15 protein-coding genes are annotated in these 17,819 nt (G+C 67.9%); 8 read left to right on the top strand and 7 right to left on the bottom strand.

Annotation, left to right across the window (positions count from 1 at the left end):
- Positions 1-254 precede the first annotated feature (254 nt).
- The 7 genes from tkt to NN4_RS16835 all read left to right on the top strand — a co-directional run bounded on the left by tkt (position 255) and on the right by NN4_RS16835 (position 10,423).
- The gene (gene tkt, locus NN4_RS16865) at positions 255-2,414 is read left to right on the top strand and encodes a transketolase (RefSeq protein ID WP_147131832.1); all 2,160 of its coding nucleotides are present in this window, start codon (positions 255-257) and stop codon (positions 2,412-2,414) included.
- Positions 2,415-2,420: 6 nt separating this feature from the next.
- On the top strand, positions 2,421-3,554 hold the full coding sequence (tal, locus tag NN4_RS16860; RefSeq protein ID WP_147131829.1) for a transaldolase: 1,134 nt from the start codon (positions 2,421-2,423) through the stop codon (positions 3,552-3,554).
- A gap of 5 nt (positions 3,555-3,559) precedes the next feature.
- Positions 3,560-5,119: a glucose-6-phosphate dehydrogenase gene (gene zwf / locus NN4_RS16855; protein WP_147131826.1), complete on the top strand. Its 1,560-nt coding sequence runs from the start codon at positions 3,560-3,562 to the stop codon at positions 5,117-5,119.
- The gene (gene opcA, locus NN4_RS16850) at positions 5,116-6,024 is read left to right on the top strand and encodes a glucose-6-phosphate dehydrogenase assembly protein OpcA (protein ID WP_186818477.1); all 909 of its coding nucleotides are present in this window, start codon (positions 5,116-5,118) and stop codon (positions 6,022-6,024) included. Before zwf ends, opcA begins: the two co-directional genes overlap by 4 nt.
- On the top strand, positions 6,017-6,766 hold the full coding sequence (pgl, locus tag NN4_RS16845; protein ID WP_147131823.1) for a 6-phosphogluconolactonase: 750 nt from the start codon (positions 6,017-6,019) through the stop codon (positions 6,764-6,766). Before opcA ends, pgl begins: the two co-directional genes overlap by 8 nt.
- Before the next feature lie 838 nt (positions 6,767-7,604).
- On the top strand, positions 7,605-9,935 hold the full coding sequence (locus NN4_RS16840; protein ID WP_371865664.1) for a thiamine pyrophosphate-dependent enzyme: 2,331 nt from the start codon (positions 7,605-7,607) through the stop codon (positions 9,933-9,935).
- Between the two features lie 5 nt (positions 9,936-9,940).
- The gene (locus NN4_RS16835; protein WP_147131820.1) at positions 9,941-10,423 is read left to right on the top strand and encodes a hypothetical protein; all 483 of its coding nucleotides are present in this window, start codon (positions 9,941-9,943) and stop codon (positions 10,421-10,423) included.
- Positions 10,424-10,460: 37 nt separating this feature from the next.
- Here NN4_RS16835 and NN4_RS16830 read toward each other — a convergent pair whose 3' ends face one another.
- From NN4_RS16830 to NN4_RS46155, 6 genes are read right to left on the bottom strand one after another with little or no spacing between them, the layout of a single operon-like run.
- On the bottom strand, positions 10,461-11,642 hold the full coding sequence (locus tag NN4_RS16830; protein WP_222595091.1) for a cytochrome P450 family protein: 1,182 nt from the start codon (positions 11,640-11,642) through the stop codon (positions 10,461-10,463).
- Positions 11,643-11,671: 29 nt separating this feature from the next.
- Positions 11,672-12,955, bottom strand: a complete 1,284-nt coding sequence (locus tag NN4_RS16825) for a cytochrome P450 (protein ID WP_135231999.1) — start codon at positions 12,953-12,955, stop codon at positions 11,672-11,674.
- A complete protein-coding gene (locus NN4_RS16820; protein ID WP_135232000.1) occupies positions 12,952-13,563 on the bottom strand; it encodes a GTP-binding protein in 612 nt (203 codons plus the stop codon). Before NN4_RS16820 ends, NN4_RS16825 begins: the two co-directional genes overlap by 4 nt.
- On the bottom strand, positions 13,544-13,906 hold the full coding sequence (locus NN4_RS16815) for a DUF742 domain-containing protein (protein ID WP_135232001.1): 363 nt from the start codon (positions 13,904-13,906) through the stop codon (positions 13,544-13,546). Before NN4_RS16815 ends, NN4_RS16820 begins: the two co-directional genes overlap by 20 nt.
- Positions 13,903-14,319 (bottom strand): roadblock/LC7 domain-containing protein, encoded by a 417-nt coding sequence (locus tag NN4_RS16810; RefSeq protein WP_147131814.1) that lies wholly within the window; start codon positions 14,317-14,319, stop codon positions 13,903-13,905. Before NN4_RS16810 ends, NN4_RS16815 begins: the two co-directional genes overlap by 4 nt.
- The gene (locus tag NN4_RS46155) at positions 14,316-16,214 is read right to left on the bottom strand and encodes an ATP-binding protein (protein ID WP_246180920.1); all 1,899 of its coding nucleotides are present in this window, start codon (positions 16,212-16,214) and stop codon (positions 14,316-14,318) included. Before NN4_RS46155 ends, NN4_RS16810 begins: the two co-directional genes overlap by 4 nt.
- A gap of 487 nt (positions 16,215-16,701) precedes the next feature.
- On the opposite strand from NN4_RS46155, the gene NN4_RS16795 reads away from it, so the two are divergent.
- Positions 16,702-17,181 (top strand): SRPBCC family protein, encoded by a 480-nt coding sequence (locus tag NN4_RS16795; RefSeq protein ID WP_135232003.1) that lies wholly within the window; start codon positions 16,702-16,704, stop codon positions 17,179-17,181.
- Positions 17,182-17,196: 15 nt separating this feature from the next.
- On the opposite strand, the gene NN4_RS16790 is transcribed toward NN4_RS16795, so the two are convergent.
- Positions 17,197-17,799, bottom strand: a complete 603-nt coding sequence (locus NN4_RS16790; protein WP_147131811.1) for a DUF7691 family protein — start codon at positions 17,797-17,799, stop codon at positions 17,197-17,199.
- Positions 17,800-17,819: the final 20 nt, after the last annotated feature.

Genomic DNA, 17,819 nt, shown 5'->3' with positions numbered 1-17,819 from the left:
CTCGCATAGCCCCACGCAACAACATTGGGAATGTGACCCAGCTGACGGTGCGCCACGGGTCCGGAGAACCCCGGCCGCAGGCGGGTTTCGAGCGCCGTTCGCGGGGCAAATAAAGACAGGGTTCCCCGCACCCCGCTCAATGGGCACATCTAGGGTGGTTGGGTACACACCCGGTATGCACGCGCCGCTGCCGTGCGTTCATCGCCGCCAGTAAAGCCGCCGTCGACGAAACCAATGTCAGGAGAACCTCGGTCGTGTCAGTCACAGACGACATCCGCGCCCTCACTCAGCCGAATCACCCGGACGACTGGACGGATCTGGACACCAAGGCCGTCGACACGATCCGGGTGCTCGCCGCCGACGCGGTGCAGAACGCCGGCAACGGACACCCTGGCACCGCGATGAGCCTGGCCCCGCTGGCGTACTCCCTCTACCAGCGGACCATGCGGATCGACCCGAGCGACCCGAGCTGGGTCGGCCGGGACCGCTTCGTGCTGTCCTGCGGTCACTCCAGCATCACCCAGTACATCCAGCTCTACCTGGCCGGTTTCGGCCTGGAACTGGACGATCTGAAGAACCTGCGCAAGTGGGGCTCACTCACCCCGGGCCACCCCGAGTTCCGGCACACCGACGGCGTCGAGATCACCACCGGGCCGCTCGGCCAGGGCCTGGCCGCCGCAGTCGGCATGGCGATGGCCGCCCGCCGCGAGCGCGGCCTGTTCGATCCGAACGCCGCGCCGGGCACCAGCCCGTTCGACCACTTCATCTACGTGATCGCCTCCGACGGTGACATGGAGGAGGGCGTCACCTCCGAGGCGTCCTCGCTCGCAGGCACCCAGCAGCTCGGCAACCTCGTGCTGATCTACGACGACAACAAGATCTCCATCGAGGACGACACCACCATCGCCTTCGACGAGGACGTCGCCAAGCGCTACGAGGCCTACGGCTGGCACGTCCAGGTGGTCGAGGGTGGCGAGGACGTCGTCGCCATCGAGTCGGCGCTGGCCGCCGCCAAGGCGGAGACCGGCAAACCGTCGATCATCGTGCTGCGCACCATCATCGGCTACCCGGCGCCCAACAAGATGAACACCGGCGCCGCGCACGGTGCCGCCCTCGGCGCGGACGAGGTGGCCGCCACCAAGAAGATCCTCGGCTTCGACCCGGAGCAGACCTTCGAGGTGGACGACGCGGTGATCGCGCACACCCGCAAGGCCATCGATCGCGGCAAGCAGGCGCACGCGCAGTGGCAGCAGCAGTTCGACGCGTGGGCACAGGCCAACCCGGACAACAAGACCCTGTTCGACCGGCTCGCCAAGCGGGACCTGCCGCAGGGCTGGGCCGACAACCTGCCGAGCTACGAGCCGGACCCGAAGGGCGTCGCCACCCGCAAGGCCTCGGGCAAGGTGCTCGCCGCGCTGGCGCCGGTGCTGCCGGAGCTGTGGGGCGGCTCGGCCGACCTCGCCGAATCCAACAACACCACCATGTCCGGTGAGGCGAGCTTCGGCCCCGAGTCGATCTCGACCGGCATGTGGAAGGCCAACCCGTACGGCCGCACCCTGCATTTCGGGGTGCGTGAGCACGCAATGGGCGCGATCCTCAACGGCATCGCGCTGCACGGCCCGACCCGCCCGTATGGCGGCACCTTCCTGGTGTTCAGCGATTACATGCGCCCCGCGGTGCGCCTGGCCGCGCTGATGCGCGTGCCCGCCATCTACGTGTGGACGCACGACTCCATCGGCCTCGGCGAGGACGGCCCGACGCACCAGCCGATCGAGCACCTCGCCGCGCTGCGCGCCATCCCCGGCCTCAACGTGGTCCGCCCCGGCGACGCCAACGAGACCACCTACGCCTGGCGCACCATTCTCGAGCGCGACAGCAGCGAGCACACCTCGCACTTCTCGGTCTCGGAGATGCCGCACCAGGACGGGCCGTCGGCGCTCGCGCTGACCCGCCAGGATCTGCCGATCCAGGAGGGCACCAGCTACGAGGGCGTCAAGAAGGGCGGCTACATCCTGGCCGAATCCTCCACCGACACCCCGCAGGTGATCCTCATCGCTACCGGTTCGGAGCTCCAGCTCGCCGTCGGCGCGCGGATTAGCCTGGAGAAGCGTGGCATCGGTACCCGGGTGGTGTCGATGCCGTGTGTGGAGTGGTTCGACGCGCAGGACCAGGCCTACCGCAACGAGGTGCTGCCGCCGACGATCACCGCACGCGTGGTGGTCGAGGCGGGTATCGCGATGCCGTGGCACCGGTTCGCCGGTGACGCGGGCCAGATCGTCTCGATCGAGCACTTCGGTGCGTCCGCCGACTACAAGACCCTGTTCCGCGAGTTCGGAATCACCACCGAAGCCGTGGTTGCCGCCGCGCTCACCACGTTCGAGAACAGCGGCGCCGTCGAAAACGTGAAGGGATAAGCGCTCATGACACAGAACGCGAATACCGCCGCCCTGTCCGCGGCAGGAGTCTCGGTGTGGCTCGACGACCTGTCGCGCGACCGCATCCAGTCCGGCAACCTGGCCGAGCTGATCGAGACCCGCAGCGTCGTCGGGGTGACCACCAACCCGACCATCTTCCAGGGTGCGCTGAGCAAGGGCCACGCCTACGACGGACAGCTCAAAGAGCTTGCCGCCCAGGGCGCGGACGCCGACGCCGCGATCCGCACCATCACCACCGACGACGTGCGCTCCGCCTGTGATGTCTTCGCAGGCGTGTTCGAGGCGTCCAACGGGGTGGACGGCCGCGTCTCCATCGAAGTCGACCCCCGCTTCGCCTTCGACGCGGACAAGACCATCGCGCAGGCCATCGACCTGTGGAAGACGGTGGACCGGCCCAACCTGTTCATCAAGATCCCCGCCACCGAGGCGGGCCTGCCCGCGATCACCCGGGTGATCGCCGAGGGCATCAGCGTGAACGTGACGCTGATCTTCTCCGTCGCGCGCTACCGCGCCGTGATGGGCGCCTACCTCGACGGTCTGCGCAGCGCCAAGACCGCGGGCCACGATCTCGGCAAGATCCATTCCGTCGCTTCGTTCTTCGTGTCCCGGGTGGACACCGAGATCGACAAGCGGCTCGAGGCGATCGGCTCCGACGAGGCCCTCGCGCTGCGCGGGCAGGCCGGAATCGCCAACGCCCGCTTGGCCTACGCCGAATACCAGGACGTGTTCGACGGCGGCAAGCACACCTCCACCTACAACCACCTCGCCGCCGCGGGCGCGAATCGCCAACGGCCACTGTGGGCTTCGACCGGCGTGAAGAACCCGGACTACTCCGACGTCATGTACGTCACCGAGCTGGTCGCGCCGAACACGGTGAACACGTTGCCGGAGAAGACACTCGAGGCCGTCGCCGACCACGCCGAGATCCGCGGCGACACGGTCAGCGGCACCGCCGCGGCCGCGCAGGAGGTCTTCGACAAGCTCTCGGCCGCCGGCGTCGACCTCGACGACGTGTTCCAGGTGCTGGAGCGCGAAGGCGTGGACAAGTTCGAGAAGTCGTGGGCGGAACTGATCTCCGCCACGACGGAGGAGCTGTCCGCAGCGGCCGGGAACAACTGACCCCGATGGCCGGCCCCAAGAACCCGACCTGGCAGAACCCGCTGCGCGACGAGCGGGACAAGCGGGTCCCGCGCATCGCGGGCCCGTGCAGCATGGTGATCTTCGGCGTCACCGGCGACCTGTCCCGGAAGAAGTTGATGCCGGCCATCTACGACCTCGCGAACCGGGGGCTGCTGCCCCCGGGCTTCGCGCTGGTCGGCTTCGCCCGCCGCGATTACGCGGACGAAGACTTCGCGCAGGTCGTGCTCAATGCCGTGAAGGCGCACGCCCGCACGCCCTTCCGGCAGGAGGTCTGGGACCATCTGGCCGAGGGAATCCGGTTCGTGCAGGGCAGTTTCGACGACGACAAGGCCTTCGCCACGCTCGCCGACACCCTGGCCGCGCTGGACACCGAGCGCGGCACCGGCGGCAATCACGCCTTCTACCTGTCGATTCCGCCGAACATGTTCCCCGTGGTGCTCAACCAGCTCTCCGAACACGGACTCGCGCAACCGGACAGCACCGACGCCGCGGGTCGTAAGCCGTGGCGGCGAGTGGTGATCGAGAAGCCGTTCGGCCACGATCTGGAAAGCGCCCAGGAGCTCAACGCGCTGGTCAACGGGGTGTTCCCGGAGGAGACCGTCTTCCGGATCGACCACTATCTCGGCAAAGAGACGGTGCAGAACATCCTGGCGCTGCGCTTCGCCAACCAGCTCTACGACCCGATCTGGAACGCCAACTACGTCGACCATGTGCAGATCACCATGGCCGAGGACATCGGATTGGGCGGTCGCGCAGGCTATTACGACGGCATCGGCGCGGCCCGCGATGTGATCCAGAACCATCTGCTGCAGCTGCTCGCGCTCACCGCGATGGAGGAGCCGATCAGCTTCCAGCCCAAGCAGTTACAGGCCGAGAAGATCAAGGTGCTCTCGGCCACCAAACTGGTCGAGCCGCTGGACGAGACCACCGCGCGCGGCCAGTACGCCGACGGCTGGCAGGGCGGCGAGCAGGTGGTCGGTCTGCTCAACGAAGAGGGCTTCGACCCGGAGTCGCGCACCGAGACCTACGCCGCGATCACGCTGGAGGTCGACACCCGCCGCTGGGCCGGGGTGCCGTTCTATCTGCGCACCGGAAAACGGCTGGGCCGCAGGGTCACCGAGATCGCGGTGATGTTCAAGCGGGCGCCGCACCTGCCGTTCGACCAGACCATGACCGAGGATCTCGGGCAGAACGCGCTGGTCATCCGGGTGCAGCCGGACGAGGGCATCACCACCCGGTTCGGCTCGAAAGTGCCAGGGTCGAGCATGGAAGTGCGCGACGTCAACATGGATTTCAGCTACGGCGAGGCGTTCACCGAGTCCTCCCCCGAGGCATACGAGCGCCTGATCCTCGACGTGCTGCTCGGGGTGCCGTCGCTGTTCCCGGTGAACGCGGAGGTCGAATTGTCTTGGGGCATCCTCGATCCGGTGCTCGAGCACTGGGCCACCGAAGGCAAACCCGAACCGTACGAGGCGGGCACCTGGGGTCCCTCCTCGGCCGACGAGATGCTCGCCCGCACCGGGCGCGAATGGCGGCGGCCGTGATCATCGACATTCCGCACACCACCACCGGCGAGGTCACCAAGCGCATCGTGCAGCTGCGCGAGAGCAACGGTGTGATCACCATGATGCGGGTGCTCACCCTGGTCGTGTGCACGCTGGACAGCTCCGAGGCCGAGGACGCGATCGACGCCGCCAACGATGCCAGCCGCGAACACCCTTGCCGGGTGGTCGTTCTGGCGCGTGGCGACCGCGACGCGGAGACCCGTCTCGACGCCCAGATCCGGGTCGGCGGGGACGCGGGCGCGGCCGAGGTGATCGTGCTGCGGTTGCAGGGCGAGCTGATCAATCACGAGAGCAGCGTCGTCATCCCGTTCCTGCTGCCGGACACCCCCGTGGTGGCCTGGTGGCCGCGGGGCGCTCCCGAGTTCCCGTCCAAGGATTCGGTGGGCCGCTTGGCGACTCGCCGCATCACCGACGCCACCTACGCCGCCGACCCGCAGGCCGCGATCAAGAAGCGGCTCGGTTCCTATGCGGCAGGCGACACCGATCTGGCGTGGAGCCGGATCACCTACTGGCGTGCCTTGCTGGCCGCCGCGCTGGACGAACCGCCCTTCGAGCCGGTGGAATCGGTGCTGGTGTCCGGGTTACGCGACGAACCCGCGCTGGACACGCTGGCAGGCTGGCTCGCCGGCCGCCTCGGCTGCCCGGTGATCCGCCGCTCCGGCGCGTTGCGCGTGGAGCTGCACCGGCCGTCGGTGTCGGTCACCATCGAACGCCCGCAGACCGGACGCACCGCGACGCTGACCCGCACCGGTGACCCCGACCAGCGAATCGCGCTGGCCCGCAGAGAAACTCGCGACTGCCTCGCCGAAGAACTGCGCAGGCTGGACGCCGACGAGATCTACGCCGAGGCCCTCGCCGGAATCGAGAAGGTGACCTATGAGTGAATCCGCCAGCGACACAGTCGAAGTCCACATCGATACCGACTCGCTGATCGCCGCCGCGGCGGCCCGGTTCGTCGAGATCGTCGCCGCCGCACAGGAAGAACGCGGCACCGCGTCGGTCGTGCTGACCGGCGGCGGCACCGGCATCGGACTGCTCGAACTGGTCCGCAAGTCCCCGGGTGATATCGACTGGTCCAACGTCGACTTCTTCTGGGGCGATGAGCGTTTCGTCCCCGCAGGCGACGCGGAACGCAACGACCTCCAGGCGCGCCAAGCTCTGCTCGACCACGTCCCGGTCGACCCGGCCCGAATACACCCTGTAGCAGCCTCCGACGGTGAATACCCCGACCCGATCGAGGCCGCCGCCGAATACTCCACCGCCGTGCACGCCTACCTGGCCGAACACGGCTCCTTCGACCTGCACCTGCTCGGCATGGGCGGCGAAGGACACATCAACTCGCTGTTCCCGCACACGGACGCGGTCCGCGAAGAACACGAACTCGTTGTCGCCGTAACGAATTCACCGAAACCACCCCCGGTCCGAGTCACCCTCACCATCCCCGCCATCCGCCGCACCCGACACGTGGTGCTGGTCGTCGGTGGGGCGGCCAAGGCGGACGCGGTCGCCGAAGCGATCTCTGGGGCAGACCCCGTCGACATCCCCTCCGCGGGAGCGGTTGGACTCGAATCCACCACCTGGCTGCTGGACCAAGACGCGGCGTCAGCATTGCAGTTGCCAGACTGAGCATCGCCGTTCATCGCCACCCTCATGTCCCGGCAGCCAACACGCGCGGGACATTAGGGCGCAGAACATCGAGCCGCCGCGCCACCACGTCCCGTCTGCGACGTCCCGGTACTCCGAACGGGACCTGACGGCGGCAAACGTCGAGTAAGCACACCACCACGTCCCGTCCGCCACATCCCAGGGCGCCGAACGGGGCGTCACGGCGCCAACCGCCGAGTGGACGCGCCACCAACCCCTGTCGCCCTCCTGGCTTGCTGGAATGGGGGGGCGTCACGGCGCCGAATGTCGGGTGAGCACAGCCACCACGTCCCGTTGGCGCAACCGCCGCCCCCCGCACGCCCAGTCCACGAGTGGGACACGAGAATGACAAACCCGAGAAGGCACGCCCTTGTGTCCCGTTCGGCACCGGTGGCCATTCGCGTTGCTCACCCAGCGGAACACGAAGGCGCAGAACATCGAGTAAGCACGCCACCACGTCCCGTCCGCGACGTCTCGGCGCTCCGACCGGGACCTGACGGTGGCGAATGCCGGGTAAGCACGCCACCACGTCCCGTCCGCCACATCTCGCGCCCTCGAACGGGACATCGTGGCGGCGATGTCTAGTGAGCGCGCCGCCATGTCTAGTTGGATGTGCGTGCCGCCATGTCTTGGGCGCGGAGGGGGACACGGTGGTGGCGAACGAGTCTAGTGCGTGGTTCATCGTGTCCCGGCGGAATGCTGGTCGCCGATTCAGGCGAGCTAGGGTTCATGTCCGGTTGGTTGAGGGTTTGGCCGGAACTTATTCGGCTGAAATGGATATGGCGCGCATAATCATCAGGTTTGCCGATAAGGTGGGGCGGTGAGTGAGCGGGCAGCGAACCCGGGATCCAGCCCGGGCAAGGTTCTCGATGATCGGTTTCGGGCGGCGGTCGGTGCGCTGACACCGGTGCTGGATCGTGCGGCGGCGGACATCGCGCCCGGCGTCAGCGGTGCGACTCTGCTGGAGCTGTTCGAGGCGCAGGCGACGAGCAGGCAGTTGGATCTCGCGGCCCGGCAGTTGGGGGCGAGCAAGCGGGGGTATTACAGCATCGGGTCGTCGGGGCACGAGGGTAACGCGGCGCTCGGGGTGGCGTTGCGGGTGAGCGATCCTGCGCTACTGCACTACCGGTCCGGCGCGTTCTTCGTGCAGCGCGCCCGGCAGGTGCCTGGTCTCGACCCGATCCGCGACGTGCTGCTCGGTGTCGTCGCCGCAGCGGCGGATCCGATATCCGGTGGACGGCACAAGGTTTTCGGCAGCAAGCCCGCCGCCATCATCCCGCAGACCTCGACCATCGCCTCGCATCTCCCCCGCGCGGTCGGTCTCGCGTTCGCGATCGATCGTGCCGCGCGACTGGGTGTTTCGAGCGAGTGGCCGTCGGATGCGGTGGTGCTGTGCAGCTTCGGCGACGCCTCCGCCAACCATTCCACCGCGGCGGGCGCGATCAATGCGGCGATTCATACTGCCCGCCAAGGTGTTCCGCTGCCGATCCTGTTCCTGTGCGAGGACAACGGCATCGGGATCAGCGTCCCCACCCCCGCGGATTGGGTCCAGCAGGCGTACGGCTCCCGCCCCGGACTGGAGTACTTCGGCGCCGACGGCTGCGATCCCGTCGACGCACTGACCACTTCGATTGCGGCCGCAGCGTGGGTCCGCGAGCACCGCAAGCCCGCGTTCCTGCACATGCGAACGGTCCGCCTGCTGGGCCACGCCGGTTCCGACGTGGAAGCCGCCTACCGCAGACCCGCCGACATCGCCGCCGACCTACTCCGCGATCCGGTGACCGCGACCGCCCGCCTGCTGGTCGCCGCAGGTGTAGCGACACCCGCCGAGGTGCTGGAGCGCTACGACGACATCGCCCACCGCGTCACCCGCACCGCCGAACTCGTCTGGCGCGAACCGAAATTGACCTCCGCGACCGCAGTGATGGCGCCGCTCGCACCGTCGCGCCCGGCACTGGTACGCGCCGATGTCCTGCGCACCGGCCAGCTCGGCGCGTCCTCGGCGACCGAGGCGCAAGCAGACAGTTCACCCGTCGGCGCACCGCAGGCCGACACCTCGCCGCACGCGACAACCGCAGCCGACAGCACACCTCGCATGGCACCCGCCATGGTGGATACGAACCCCGTTGCAGGCAGCGATGATTCGTTAACGCTGGGGCAGGCGATCAACCGCACACTGGCAAGCTTGCTCGCCCGCGATCCGGACGTGCTGGTCTTCGGCGAGGACGTCGGCCTTAAGGGCGGCGTGTACGGCGTGACCAAGGGTCTGCAGAAGCAGTTCGGCAAGCGACGCGTCTTCGACACCTTGCTCGACGAGCAGAGCGTTCTCGGCACCGCGCTGGGCACCGCGCTCGCCGGTTTCGTGCCGATCCCCGAGATCCAGTACCTGGCCTACGTGCACAATGCCGCCGACCAGCTGCGCGGCGAGGCCGCCACCCTGTCCTTCTTTTCCCATGGGCGCTACCACAATCCGATGGTGGTCCGCATCGCCGGCTACGCCTACCAGAAGGGTTTCGGCGGCCACTTCCACAACGACAACTCCATCGCCGCCCTGCGCGACATCCCCGGCCTCGTCGTCGCCTCCCCCGCGCGCGCCGACGACGCCGCCGCCCTCCTGCGCACCTGCGTCTCCGCCGCCCGAGTCGACGGCCGCGTCTGCATCTACCTCGAACCCATCGCCCTCTACCACACCCGCGACCTGCACGAACCAGGCGACAACGGCTGGCTCGCAACACTTTCCGACACCGACCACGTCGAGATCGGCCGTGCCCGCGTCTACGGCGACGGCACCGACCTCACCATCGTCACCTTCGCCAACGGCGTCCCCATGAGCCTGCGCGTAGCCCGCCGCCTCGCCGACCGCGGCATCCGCCCCCGCGTCCTCGACCTCCGCTGGCTCTCCCCCCTCCCCCTCGACGACCTCCTCCAACACGCCCGAGCCACCGGCCGCGTCCTTATCGCCGACGAAACCCGCCACAGCGGCGGCGTCTCCGAATCCGTCTGCGCCGCCCTCATCGACGCCGGCTTCGACGGCCACATCGCCAGAGTCACCAGCGAAGACACCTTCATCCCCCTCGGCCCCGCCGCCGACACCGTCCTGCTCGACGAAGCCAAGATCGAAACCGCCGCCGGAAAACTCTTGGCACAGTAGACATCATGGTCGGCACCGACGAGGAAACTGTTCCGGCGGAGCACCGGCGTTACCGGCAGTACCAGCGAGACTTGGCCGCGGTAAACGACAAGGCAGAACCCGAGCTGGTCGCCACCGTCTTACGCGATCCGGACAAGGTCATGGCCGAGGCCGCCATATCCGGCCACTTCGACAAGCGTGCGCCCCAACTGATGCACCTCGACGGCACCCACTTCGACCAGTGGGCGACCACCATGTCCGAACTGATCGCCGACCACAACTTCCTCGCTCGCCGGCTACGGGAATGGACCCTGCTGAAGTCGATCATTCTGGGCCACACCTGGATTCCCGAGGAAGTTGTCGCCGCCAGCGACTGGCTCCAGCGCAAGGCGCTCGATCTGATCACCGAGGCCGATGCGCTGGCCATGCTGGCGGAGCAGGGCAGAACACGACGGGTTCGCAATGCTGCGGACCGCAAGCTACGCCGCGGGAAGGCGCGCCTCGACTGATTCGAGGCGCGCCACTACTCGGCATCCCTATGAGGAATCAGCCGAGGTGAACGGGGAACGCCGCCAGGTCGTTTTGCGTGAGCACTGGAAGATTGCGGATTTCCTCTACCGGGACGGCAAGCCGGAGATTGGGGAACCGCTCGAAGAGAGCGGGCAGGGCGATGCCTGCTTCGAGCCGGGAGAGGGCCGCCCCGGGGCAGATGTGCGGACCGTGGCCGAAGGTGAGGTGGCGGTGGGAGGTGGTGCGGGTGAGGTCGAACTCGTCGGAGTCTTCGCCGTGCACGGCGGTGTCCCGGCCGATGGCGCGGTAGGACATGACCACACCCTCGCCTTTTTCGATCACGGTGTCACCGATGGTGATGTCTTCGGTGGCGAAGCGCATCAGCAGGTGGGTGACCGGGCTGTCCCAGCGCAGGGTTTCCTCGACGGCCTGCTTCCACTCGATGTCGCCGGAGCGGACCTTGTCCAGTTGTTCGGGCCGGGTGAGCAGGGCGCGCACGGCGTTCAGAATGAGGCCGACGGTGGTTTCGTGACCGGCGGCGACGAGCGCCTTGAGGTTGCCGACCACTTCTTCTTCGGTCAGCGGCTCACCACCGTCGGTGGCCAGGATGAGGGCGCTGGTGAGGTCGTCGGTGGGGTCGGCGGTCTTCTTGCGCACCAGATCGGTGTAGTACCGGTCCATTTCGTCGATCACCCGCAACCGCTCGTCCTGCGGGGTGAGCAGTGAGAAGAACGCTTTGTACCAGGTGAGCAGCATCGGATGGTCGGCGCGGTCGACACCCATCAGTTCACTGATGACGCGCATCGGCAGCGGGTAGGCGAACACCTCTTTGAGGTCCACCACGGAATCACCCGCCGCACTGAGATCGTCCAGGAGCTCGCCGGTTAGTCGCTCGATGACGGGACGGATGTCCTCTAGTCGACGCGGCGACAAAGCCTGCGTGGTCTTGATCCGCAACCTGCGATGCTCGGCACCGTCCACGGTGAACATGGAACGTCCCGCGTCGATCATGCCGATCAGCGGCCACTGCCGCGTCACCACACCGGAGTTCCACAGCGACCAGCCGTTGATGTCCTTGATCAGCCGCGGATCGACGAGCAGCTGCCTGGCCACCGCATGCTCGGTGACGGTCCAGGCGGGCACGCCGAGCAGTTCGATGCGGGTGAGCGGACCCGCGGCCCGCAGGTAGGCGGTCTCGCCGGCGAGGTCACCGACCATCGGATCGATGGCAAAAGGGCATGTTTGTGTCACTGGGGACCTCCGACTGCACGAACTGGGGTGAAACGAACCGGCAAAGAAGTCATGCCGCGCAGGAACGCCGACGGGCGCCGGACCAGGTTCTGCGCGGGAACCATGAGATCGATGTCGGGCAGTCGGTCGAGGAGCACCTCGATGCTGGTGCGCGCGATGATCTCGGCCAGTTGCTGAGCCGGGAACGGGCACCGGTACTCGCCGTAGCTGAACGCGAAGTGCGCGCTGTTGCCCGCGTGCGCGGGTTCGACGCCGTCGACGAGATGCTGACGCACATGCGGGTCGGCGTTGGCGGCCGCGAGTCCGAGCAGCAGCATGTCGCCCGCCCGAATCACCTTGTCCGCCAACCGCGTATCGCGCGCCGCCCACCGACCGGCGAGGATCTGCGTGGGCGTGTCCTCCCACAGCACCTCGTTCATCGCCTCGCCGACGCTGCGCCGCCCACCGCCGAGAGCCGCGGCGAACCGGTCGTCGGTGAGCATGAGTCGCACCGAGTTCCCGATCCAGTCGGCGGTCGGCAGGTGCGCGGCGGCGGTGACCGCCATCAGGTCCTGCACGTACTCTTCGTCGCTGAACTGCGCGGGGTGGGCCAGCATTCGCGACACCAGGTCGTTGCCGGGCCGGGCTTTCTTCGCGGCGAGCACCTGCTGCATCTGCTCGTAGAAACGCCCGTACGCCGCCTGCGCGTCGGCGCCGCCGTCGGCGAGCGCCTTCATGCTCCACGCCAGCCGCGCGCCGTCCTCGTCGGGAAAGCCGAGCGCCCAAGCGAGCGCGAGCACCGGCATCGGCACCGCGAACTCGGCGACCAGATCGGCCTCGCCCCGCCCGCAGAAACCGTCGATCAGCCGGTCCGCCAATTCCTCACAGGTGCGGCGCAATTCGAACGGATCGACCGATTCGAGCGCGGGCTCGACCATCGCCACATGCCTGCGATGCTCGGCGCCCGCGGTGAAGTAGATCGACGGCCGAGGCTGCCCGACCATCGGCAGCAACGGCCAGTCCTCGGGGATGTTGGGCCACTGGTTCCACAGGCTGACATCGCGCGGGAACAGCTCCGGATCGCTGGTGACCTGATGCAGCTCCCGATACCCGATGACCAGCCAGGACGGGACACCACCCGGCAGTTCGACGGACACGACGGGCCCGTGCTCGCGGCGCATCTCGCGGTAGAGATGCTGCGGGTCGGTGTGGAAGCGCGGACCGCTCAGCGGCACGGCGCCGGTCTCCGGGTGGACCGGGCAGCCGCCGGTGGCCGCCGCGGCGGCACTCGAGGTGGTCATGATGCGGTCTCCGCTCGGGCGTCGGCATAGATGTGCTCGACCAGGCTGATCAGCACACGCTTGCTGGACTCGCGCGACCTGGCGTCGCAATCCACCAGCGGCACATGCGGATCCAGGTCGAGGGCGTCGCGCACCTCGGCGAGCTGAGAGGGTCCGCCGAAGTTGTTGCACGCCACCACGAATCGGGTGCGCTGGGCTTCCAGCCGGTCGATGGCGTACCAGGAGTCGGCAATTCGGCGCTGGTCGACCAACACGATCGCGCCGAGCGCACCGGCGAACAACCGGTCCCAGAGGAAGAAGAACCGTTCCTGCCCCGGGGCGCCGAACAGGTACAGCACGTTCTCGGCGTCGATGGTGATGCGCCCGAAGTCGAAGGCGACCGTGGTCGTGGATTTGCCGGGCGCGCCGGTCGGGTCATCGATCCCGACGCCCGCATTGGTCATCGTCGCCTCGGTATCGAGCGGGCGGATCTCGCTGACCGCGCGGACCATGGTGGTCTTGCCGACGCCGAAGCCGCCGACGATGACGATCTTCAGCCCCTGGCGGGTCGCGCTGTTCAGCGGGGCGTCGGCGCGGGCGGGCCGAGCGTCAAAGGTTGCGGAGTCCAACGAGCACCTTCTCGAGGGTGGTGGAGTCGGGCACCGAATTCCACGGCGCAGCCGGGCCGACGTCGGGATGCCGGACGGTGATCTTGCCTGCGTGCAGCAGGTCCGACAGCAGGATGGTGGCGATGCCGAACGGGATGCGCAGCTCGGCCGCGATCTCGACCACCGCGGTCGGCGCGCGGCACATGTCCAGGATGGCAACGTGTTCGGACTGCATGCCCTGCGTCGGCGCGCACTCGCTGACCACCAGGGTGACCAGGTCGAAACTGTCGGAGTCCGGTTTGCTGCGTCCCCCGGTCAGTGTGTAGAGCCGGTCGGGGTCGTCGTCGCGGCCTGGCCTTTTCACGACACGCTCGCTCCCCCGACGCGTGGCGCGGACGCGAGATGATGACTCAGCTGTTCGACCAGCTCCCGCATGTTGTGCCCGACCAGGCCCGCGTCCGCATCCTCACCGGCCACGACCGCGATGTGCGCCGCGAGACCCGCCTCGACAATGAACAGGATGCCGCCGTAGAACTCCGTCATCGACTGGCGCACACCGCCTCTGCCGTCGCCGAACTCGACAGACGCACCGTGCGAAAGACTTTGGATGCCCGCCGAGATGGCGGATAGCTGATCCGCCTTGTCCATGCTCAATTCCGGCGTGTGGCAGATCTTGAGACCGTCACCGGAGAGCAGCAGCGCGTGGCGGGCGCCGGGGGTGCGGGCGAGCAGTTGCTCCAACAGCCAGCTGAGTTGCGACGGCACAGACGTTGTCATCGATCATTCTCCACGGCAACGGTAGGGGGCGGGGAAGGTGTTGCGGCAGCGGAGGTGTCGGTGTCCCGACCGGACACCGCGCGCTGGAACGCACCGAAGGACGCAGGCGTCGACACCGGCGGGGTGGCCGCGGCGGGCGCATCATGCGTGGGTAGCGAGAGTCCGGCGGGGTGGACGGCGGCGAGGGTGCTGCCGCGGCGGCGTTTGGGTAAGCCCATGCTGGTGTGCTCGACGGTGGGCGAGAGGTCCGGAGCGGGCGTGGAACTCGGGGTGGCCGAAGGGGTCCACGCGGTGGGGTTCGTTGGATTCGAAGAATTCGGAGCGGCGGAAGTCGCGGTGTCCGCACGGCTCGCGCCAGCAGCAAATTTCAGGTCAGCCGCGGCGCTCGGGACCGCCGCGAAGTTCAGGTCAGCCGTAGGGTTCCCGACTGTCGCAACGTTTCCGTCACCCGCAGGGCTCGCGCCGAACTCGGAGTTCACGTCAGCCGCGAAGTTCACGTCAGTGGCAGGGTTCCCGACCGACGCCACGTTTCCGGCACCCGCAGCGCTCGTGCCAGCCGGCGAATTCGCGCCAGCCGCAACGTTTCCGGCACCTGCAGAGCTCGCGCCGCTCCCGGAGTTCCCGCCAATCGCGAAGTTTCCGGTGCCCGCAGGGCTCGCGCCGACCTCATGGCTCACGGCACCGACAGCGTTTCCGGCAGCCGCCGGATTCGCGGCAGTGGTGGCGTCCGCGTCAACAGGGCTCGCCGAGGCAGCGAGGTTTGTGGCAGTGGTGGGGTTCGTGCTGCCAGCGTTCACGGCTGCGAGGTCCGGCAGTGCCGCGACTCGCGCGGCCGACGCTGGTTTCGGCTGTGACAACGCGGTGAGCTGCGACGTCGCACTGGGCAGCGTAGCGGTCGGTATCGCGGGAATAGTGCCGAGCGCAGACGGTTGCGAACGGTCGACGCGCGCAGTGAGATCCCGCGGCACCACCACGACGACAGCCGTGCCACCGATGGCGGAGGGCCGGAAGGACACGGTGAGTCCGTGCTTACGCGCGAGGTGCCCGACGACGGCGAGCCCCAACCGCGTGCCACTCAACGACGACAGGTCCGAGGCCCGCTGTCCGCGCCCGTCCGGCCCGTTCGACACGGTCTGCTCGGCGCGGCGCAGCGCCGATTCGCTCATCACCAGTCCACTGTCCTCGATGGTGAGCACCACACCCGCGGGCACCTCCGCGGCGTAGACGTGCACCTCGGTGGTCGGCGGGGAGAAATTACACGCGTTGTCGAGTAGTTCGGCCAGCGTGTGCATCACACCTTCGGCCGCGTGCCCCGCGATGGCGATCTCGGCGATGGCCCGCAGCCGAACCCGCTGGTAGCCCGAGACACGCCCCATAGCCCCACGCAGGATCGACTCCATAGCAATGGGTTTGGCCCAGCGTCGACCGGAGCGGGCACCACTGAGCACGGCGATGCTGTCGGCGAGACGCCCTGCTTGCGCGGTGCGGTGGTCCAGGTGCAGCAGGTCGGCGAGCACCTTCGGATCGGCGTGCCGATGCTCCATTTCGCGCAGCTCGGCGAGCATGCTGGTGGTCATCGCCTGCATGCGGCCCGCGGCGCCGGCGAACGCGGCCATCGCGGCGGACCGGCGGCTGTCGCTGTTCTTCGCTTCCCAGGCGTGCAGGTTGGTGGCCTCGCTCGCGGCCGCCATTCTGGCCGACGCCTCTGCGGTGACCGCCGCCGCGGCCTGGCGGGCGCGGATCGCCGCACCGCGATAGTGCACCGCCGCGGTTACCGTGGCGCACAACGCGATAGCCGCCACGACGGCGCCGATGGTCAAGGGGATGCGGAAGTCGGTCGGCGCGTAATACACCGCGACCACCACGACAACCGAGGTGACGGCGGCGCAGGTCAACAGCGCTAGCAGAGGTATGCGCAGACGTCGAAACAGCGGTTCCCGACGCTCGCCTTCCGGCGCGTTCAATGACTGTGACAAGTTCCGTACTTCCGCACTCACGTTCACCAAGAAGGCATGCTGGCTGGTCCCGACCCCTCCTGCAGCGTTCGGGCTGCACCAAATGTACAGACCACCAAGCAGTTCCGCATCTCGGCGGAACGCACATACCTGCACTGTCACAGAATTGCGCAGTAGTTGTATTGTATTGCGCTACTTTATTTTTCAATCATGCTGGCGGTTTGCCGACGCGCCCTCGGTAATCGCGAGCGCACCACTTCGTCACACAGCGGTCACACCGCCGCCGTCCGCAGGCCGCGTCGGCGCAAACTTGGCAGACCACCAGCCGAGGCGCGCCGCACCGGTATCCCAGCGATTCGGATTCGACGGGGGAATACTGGAAATACAGTGGCGGTGACGACGACAACCAGCGGCGAAGGGCACGGCGATGACCATGATGTCCATGCTCGGTGAGGTTCGGCCGGAGCACGATCGCGCGGCGGACGGCGATCTGGTGCTCCTGCACTATCTGCGTTCCTTCCGCAAACCGGTGCTCGACGTGTGGTCGGCGGCGACCGATCGCGCACAGTTGGCGCGCTGGCTGGGTACGGTGTCGGGCGGCCATGGCAATCTGACCATCGAACCGATGGACGGACCGGTGTCGCGACCGGTCGCGGTGCGCGTCGATCATTGTCAAGCCCCGCACGAATTGGTCGTGCACGTCGACGGCTGCCTGCTAGAGGTTCGGATGACCCAGGTCGGCGTGGTCACCAATGTCGAGCTGATCCGCCGCCACGTGAGCCCGGCGGAGGCGAGCGCGATCGGCCCCCGCTGGCAGTACCTGCTGGATCGGCTCACCGCGTACCTCGATTACCAACCGCTGCCGCAGTGGGCCGACTACCCGAAGCTGGCCGACGAATACCGTTGAGTCGCAGCTCTCCCGTCAGAGGAAGAACCCGGCAATCCCCCAGCCCGGCCGTGCCTGCGCCTCGCGGATCCACTCCATGCACGATTCGATCGCGGCGAGCACCTCGTGGTCGACGTCCTCGCGCTGTTTCGGCGTGGTCGACTCCCATTGCACCAGGGCTTCCGCGCACTGCTCCGGCGTCCATTCGCCGTAGCCGGGTAGCTCGTCGGGCTGAGGTAGGGCGGCGGGCAGCGCGTGGTAGACGAAGTCGGCGAGGCTGATCGCCTTGATGCCCAGCTCGGCCAGGCCCTCGTCGACCTGCTCCAGCCAGCTGCCACGGAACGGGGAGAAGTAGCGGTTGTCGAGGAACCTGCCGTAGAACTGGCAGATCGTTTGGTAGGCGTAGGCGTACTGGAAGCCGTACACCTCGTCGAACGGGCCGCCATCGATGACGGCGCGCACCGCGTCGTAGCGCGCCGGGGCGCCGTTCGCGATCTCCTCGGCGAACCAGTCGTCGGCGTGCGCCAACTGGGCTTTGAACCGGCCGCCGATCATGCGCCGGAGCTTGTCGTCCCGCGAGCCGATCGCGGCCCTGACCCTATCCAGTTCGACGACGTAAACGCTCAGGCTGTAACTCATGATCGAACATTAGCGGCACC

Source organism: Nocardia ninae NBRC 108245, from assembly GCF_007990755.1.
Lineage (GTDB): Bacteria > Actinomycetota > Actinomycetes > Mycobacteriales > Mycobacteriaceae > Nocardia > Nocardia ninae.
This window is presented reverse-complemented; position numbering and strand designations above follow the sequence as displayed.

What these genes read in the sequence shown, in the direction of transcription:
- tal (WP_147131829.1), top strand. Translation starts at nt 2,421, where the DNA reads ATGACACAGAACGCGAATACCGCCGCCCTGTCCGCGGCAGGAGTCTCG.
- zwf (WP_147131826.1), top strand. Translation starts at nt 3,560, where the DNA reads ATGGCCGGCCCCAAGAACCCGACCTGGCAGAACCCGCTGCGCGACGAG.
- pgl (WP_147131823.1), top strand. Translation starts at nt 6,017, where the DNA reads ATGAGTGAATCCGCCAGCGACACAGTCGAAGTCCACATCGATACCGAC.
- NN4_RS16835 (WP_147131820.1), top strand. Translation starts at nt 9,941, where the DNA reads ATGGTCGGCACCGACGAGGAAACTGTTCCGGCGGAGCACCGGCGTTAC.
- NN4_RS16830 (WP_222595091.1), bottom strand. Translation starts at nt 11,642, where the DNA reads ATGGTCGGTGACCTCGCCGGCGAGACCGCCTACCTGCGGGCCGCGGGT.
- NN4_RS16825 (WP_135231999.1), bottom strand. Translation starts at nt 12,955, where the DNA reads ATGACCACCTCGAGTGCCGCCGCGGCGGCCACCGGCGGCTGCCCGGTC.
- NN4_RS16810 (WP_147131814.1), bottom strand. Translation starts at nt 14,319, where the DNA reads ATGACAACGTCTGTGCCGTCGCAACTCAGCTGGCTGTTGGAGCAACTG.
- NN4_RS16795 (WP_135232003.1), top strand. Translation starts at nt 16,702, where the DNA reads ATGACCATGATGTCCATGCTCGGTGAGGTTCGGCCGGAGCACGATCGC.
- NN4_RS16790 (WP_147131811.1), bottom strand. Translation starts at nt 17,799, where the DNA reads ATGAGTTACAGCCTGAGCGTTTACGTCGTCGAACTGGATAGGGTCAGG.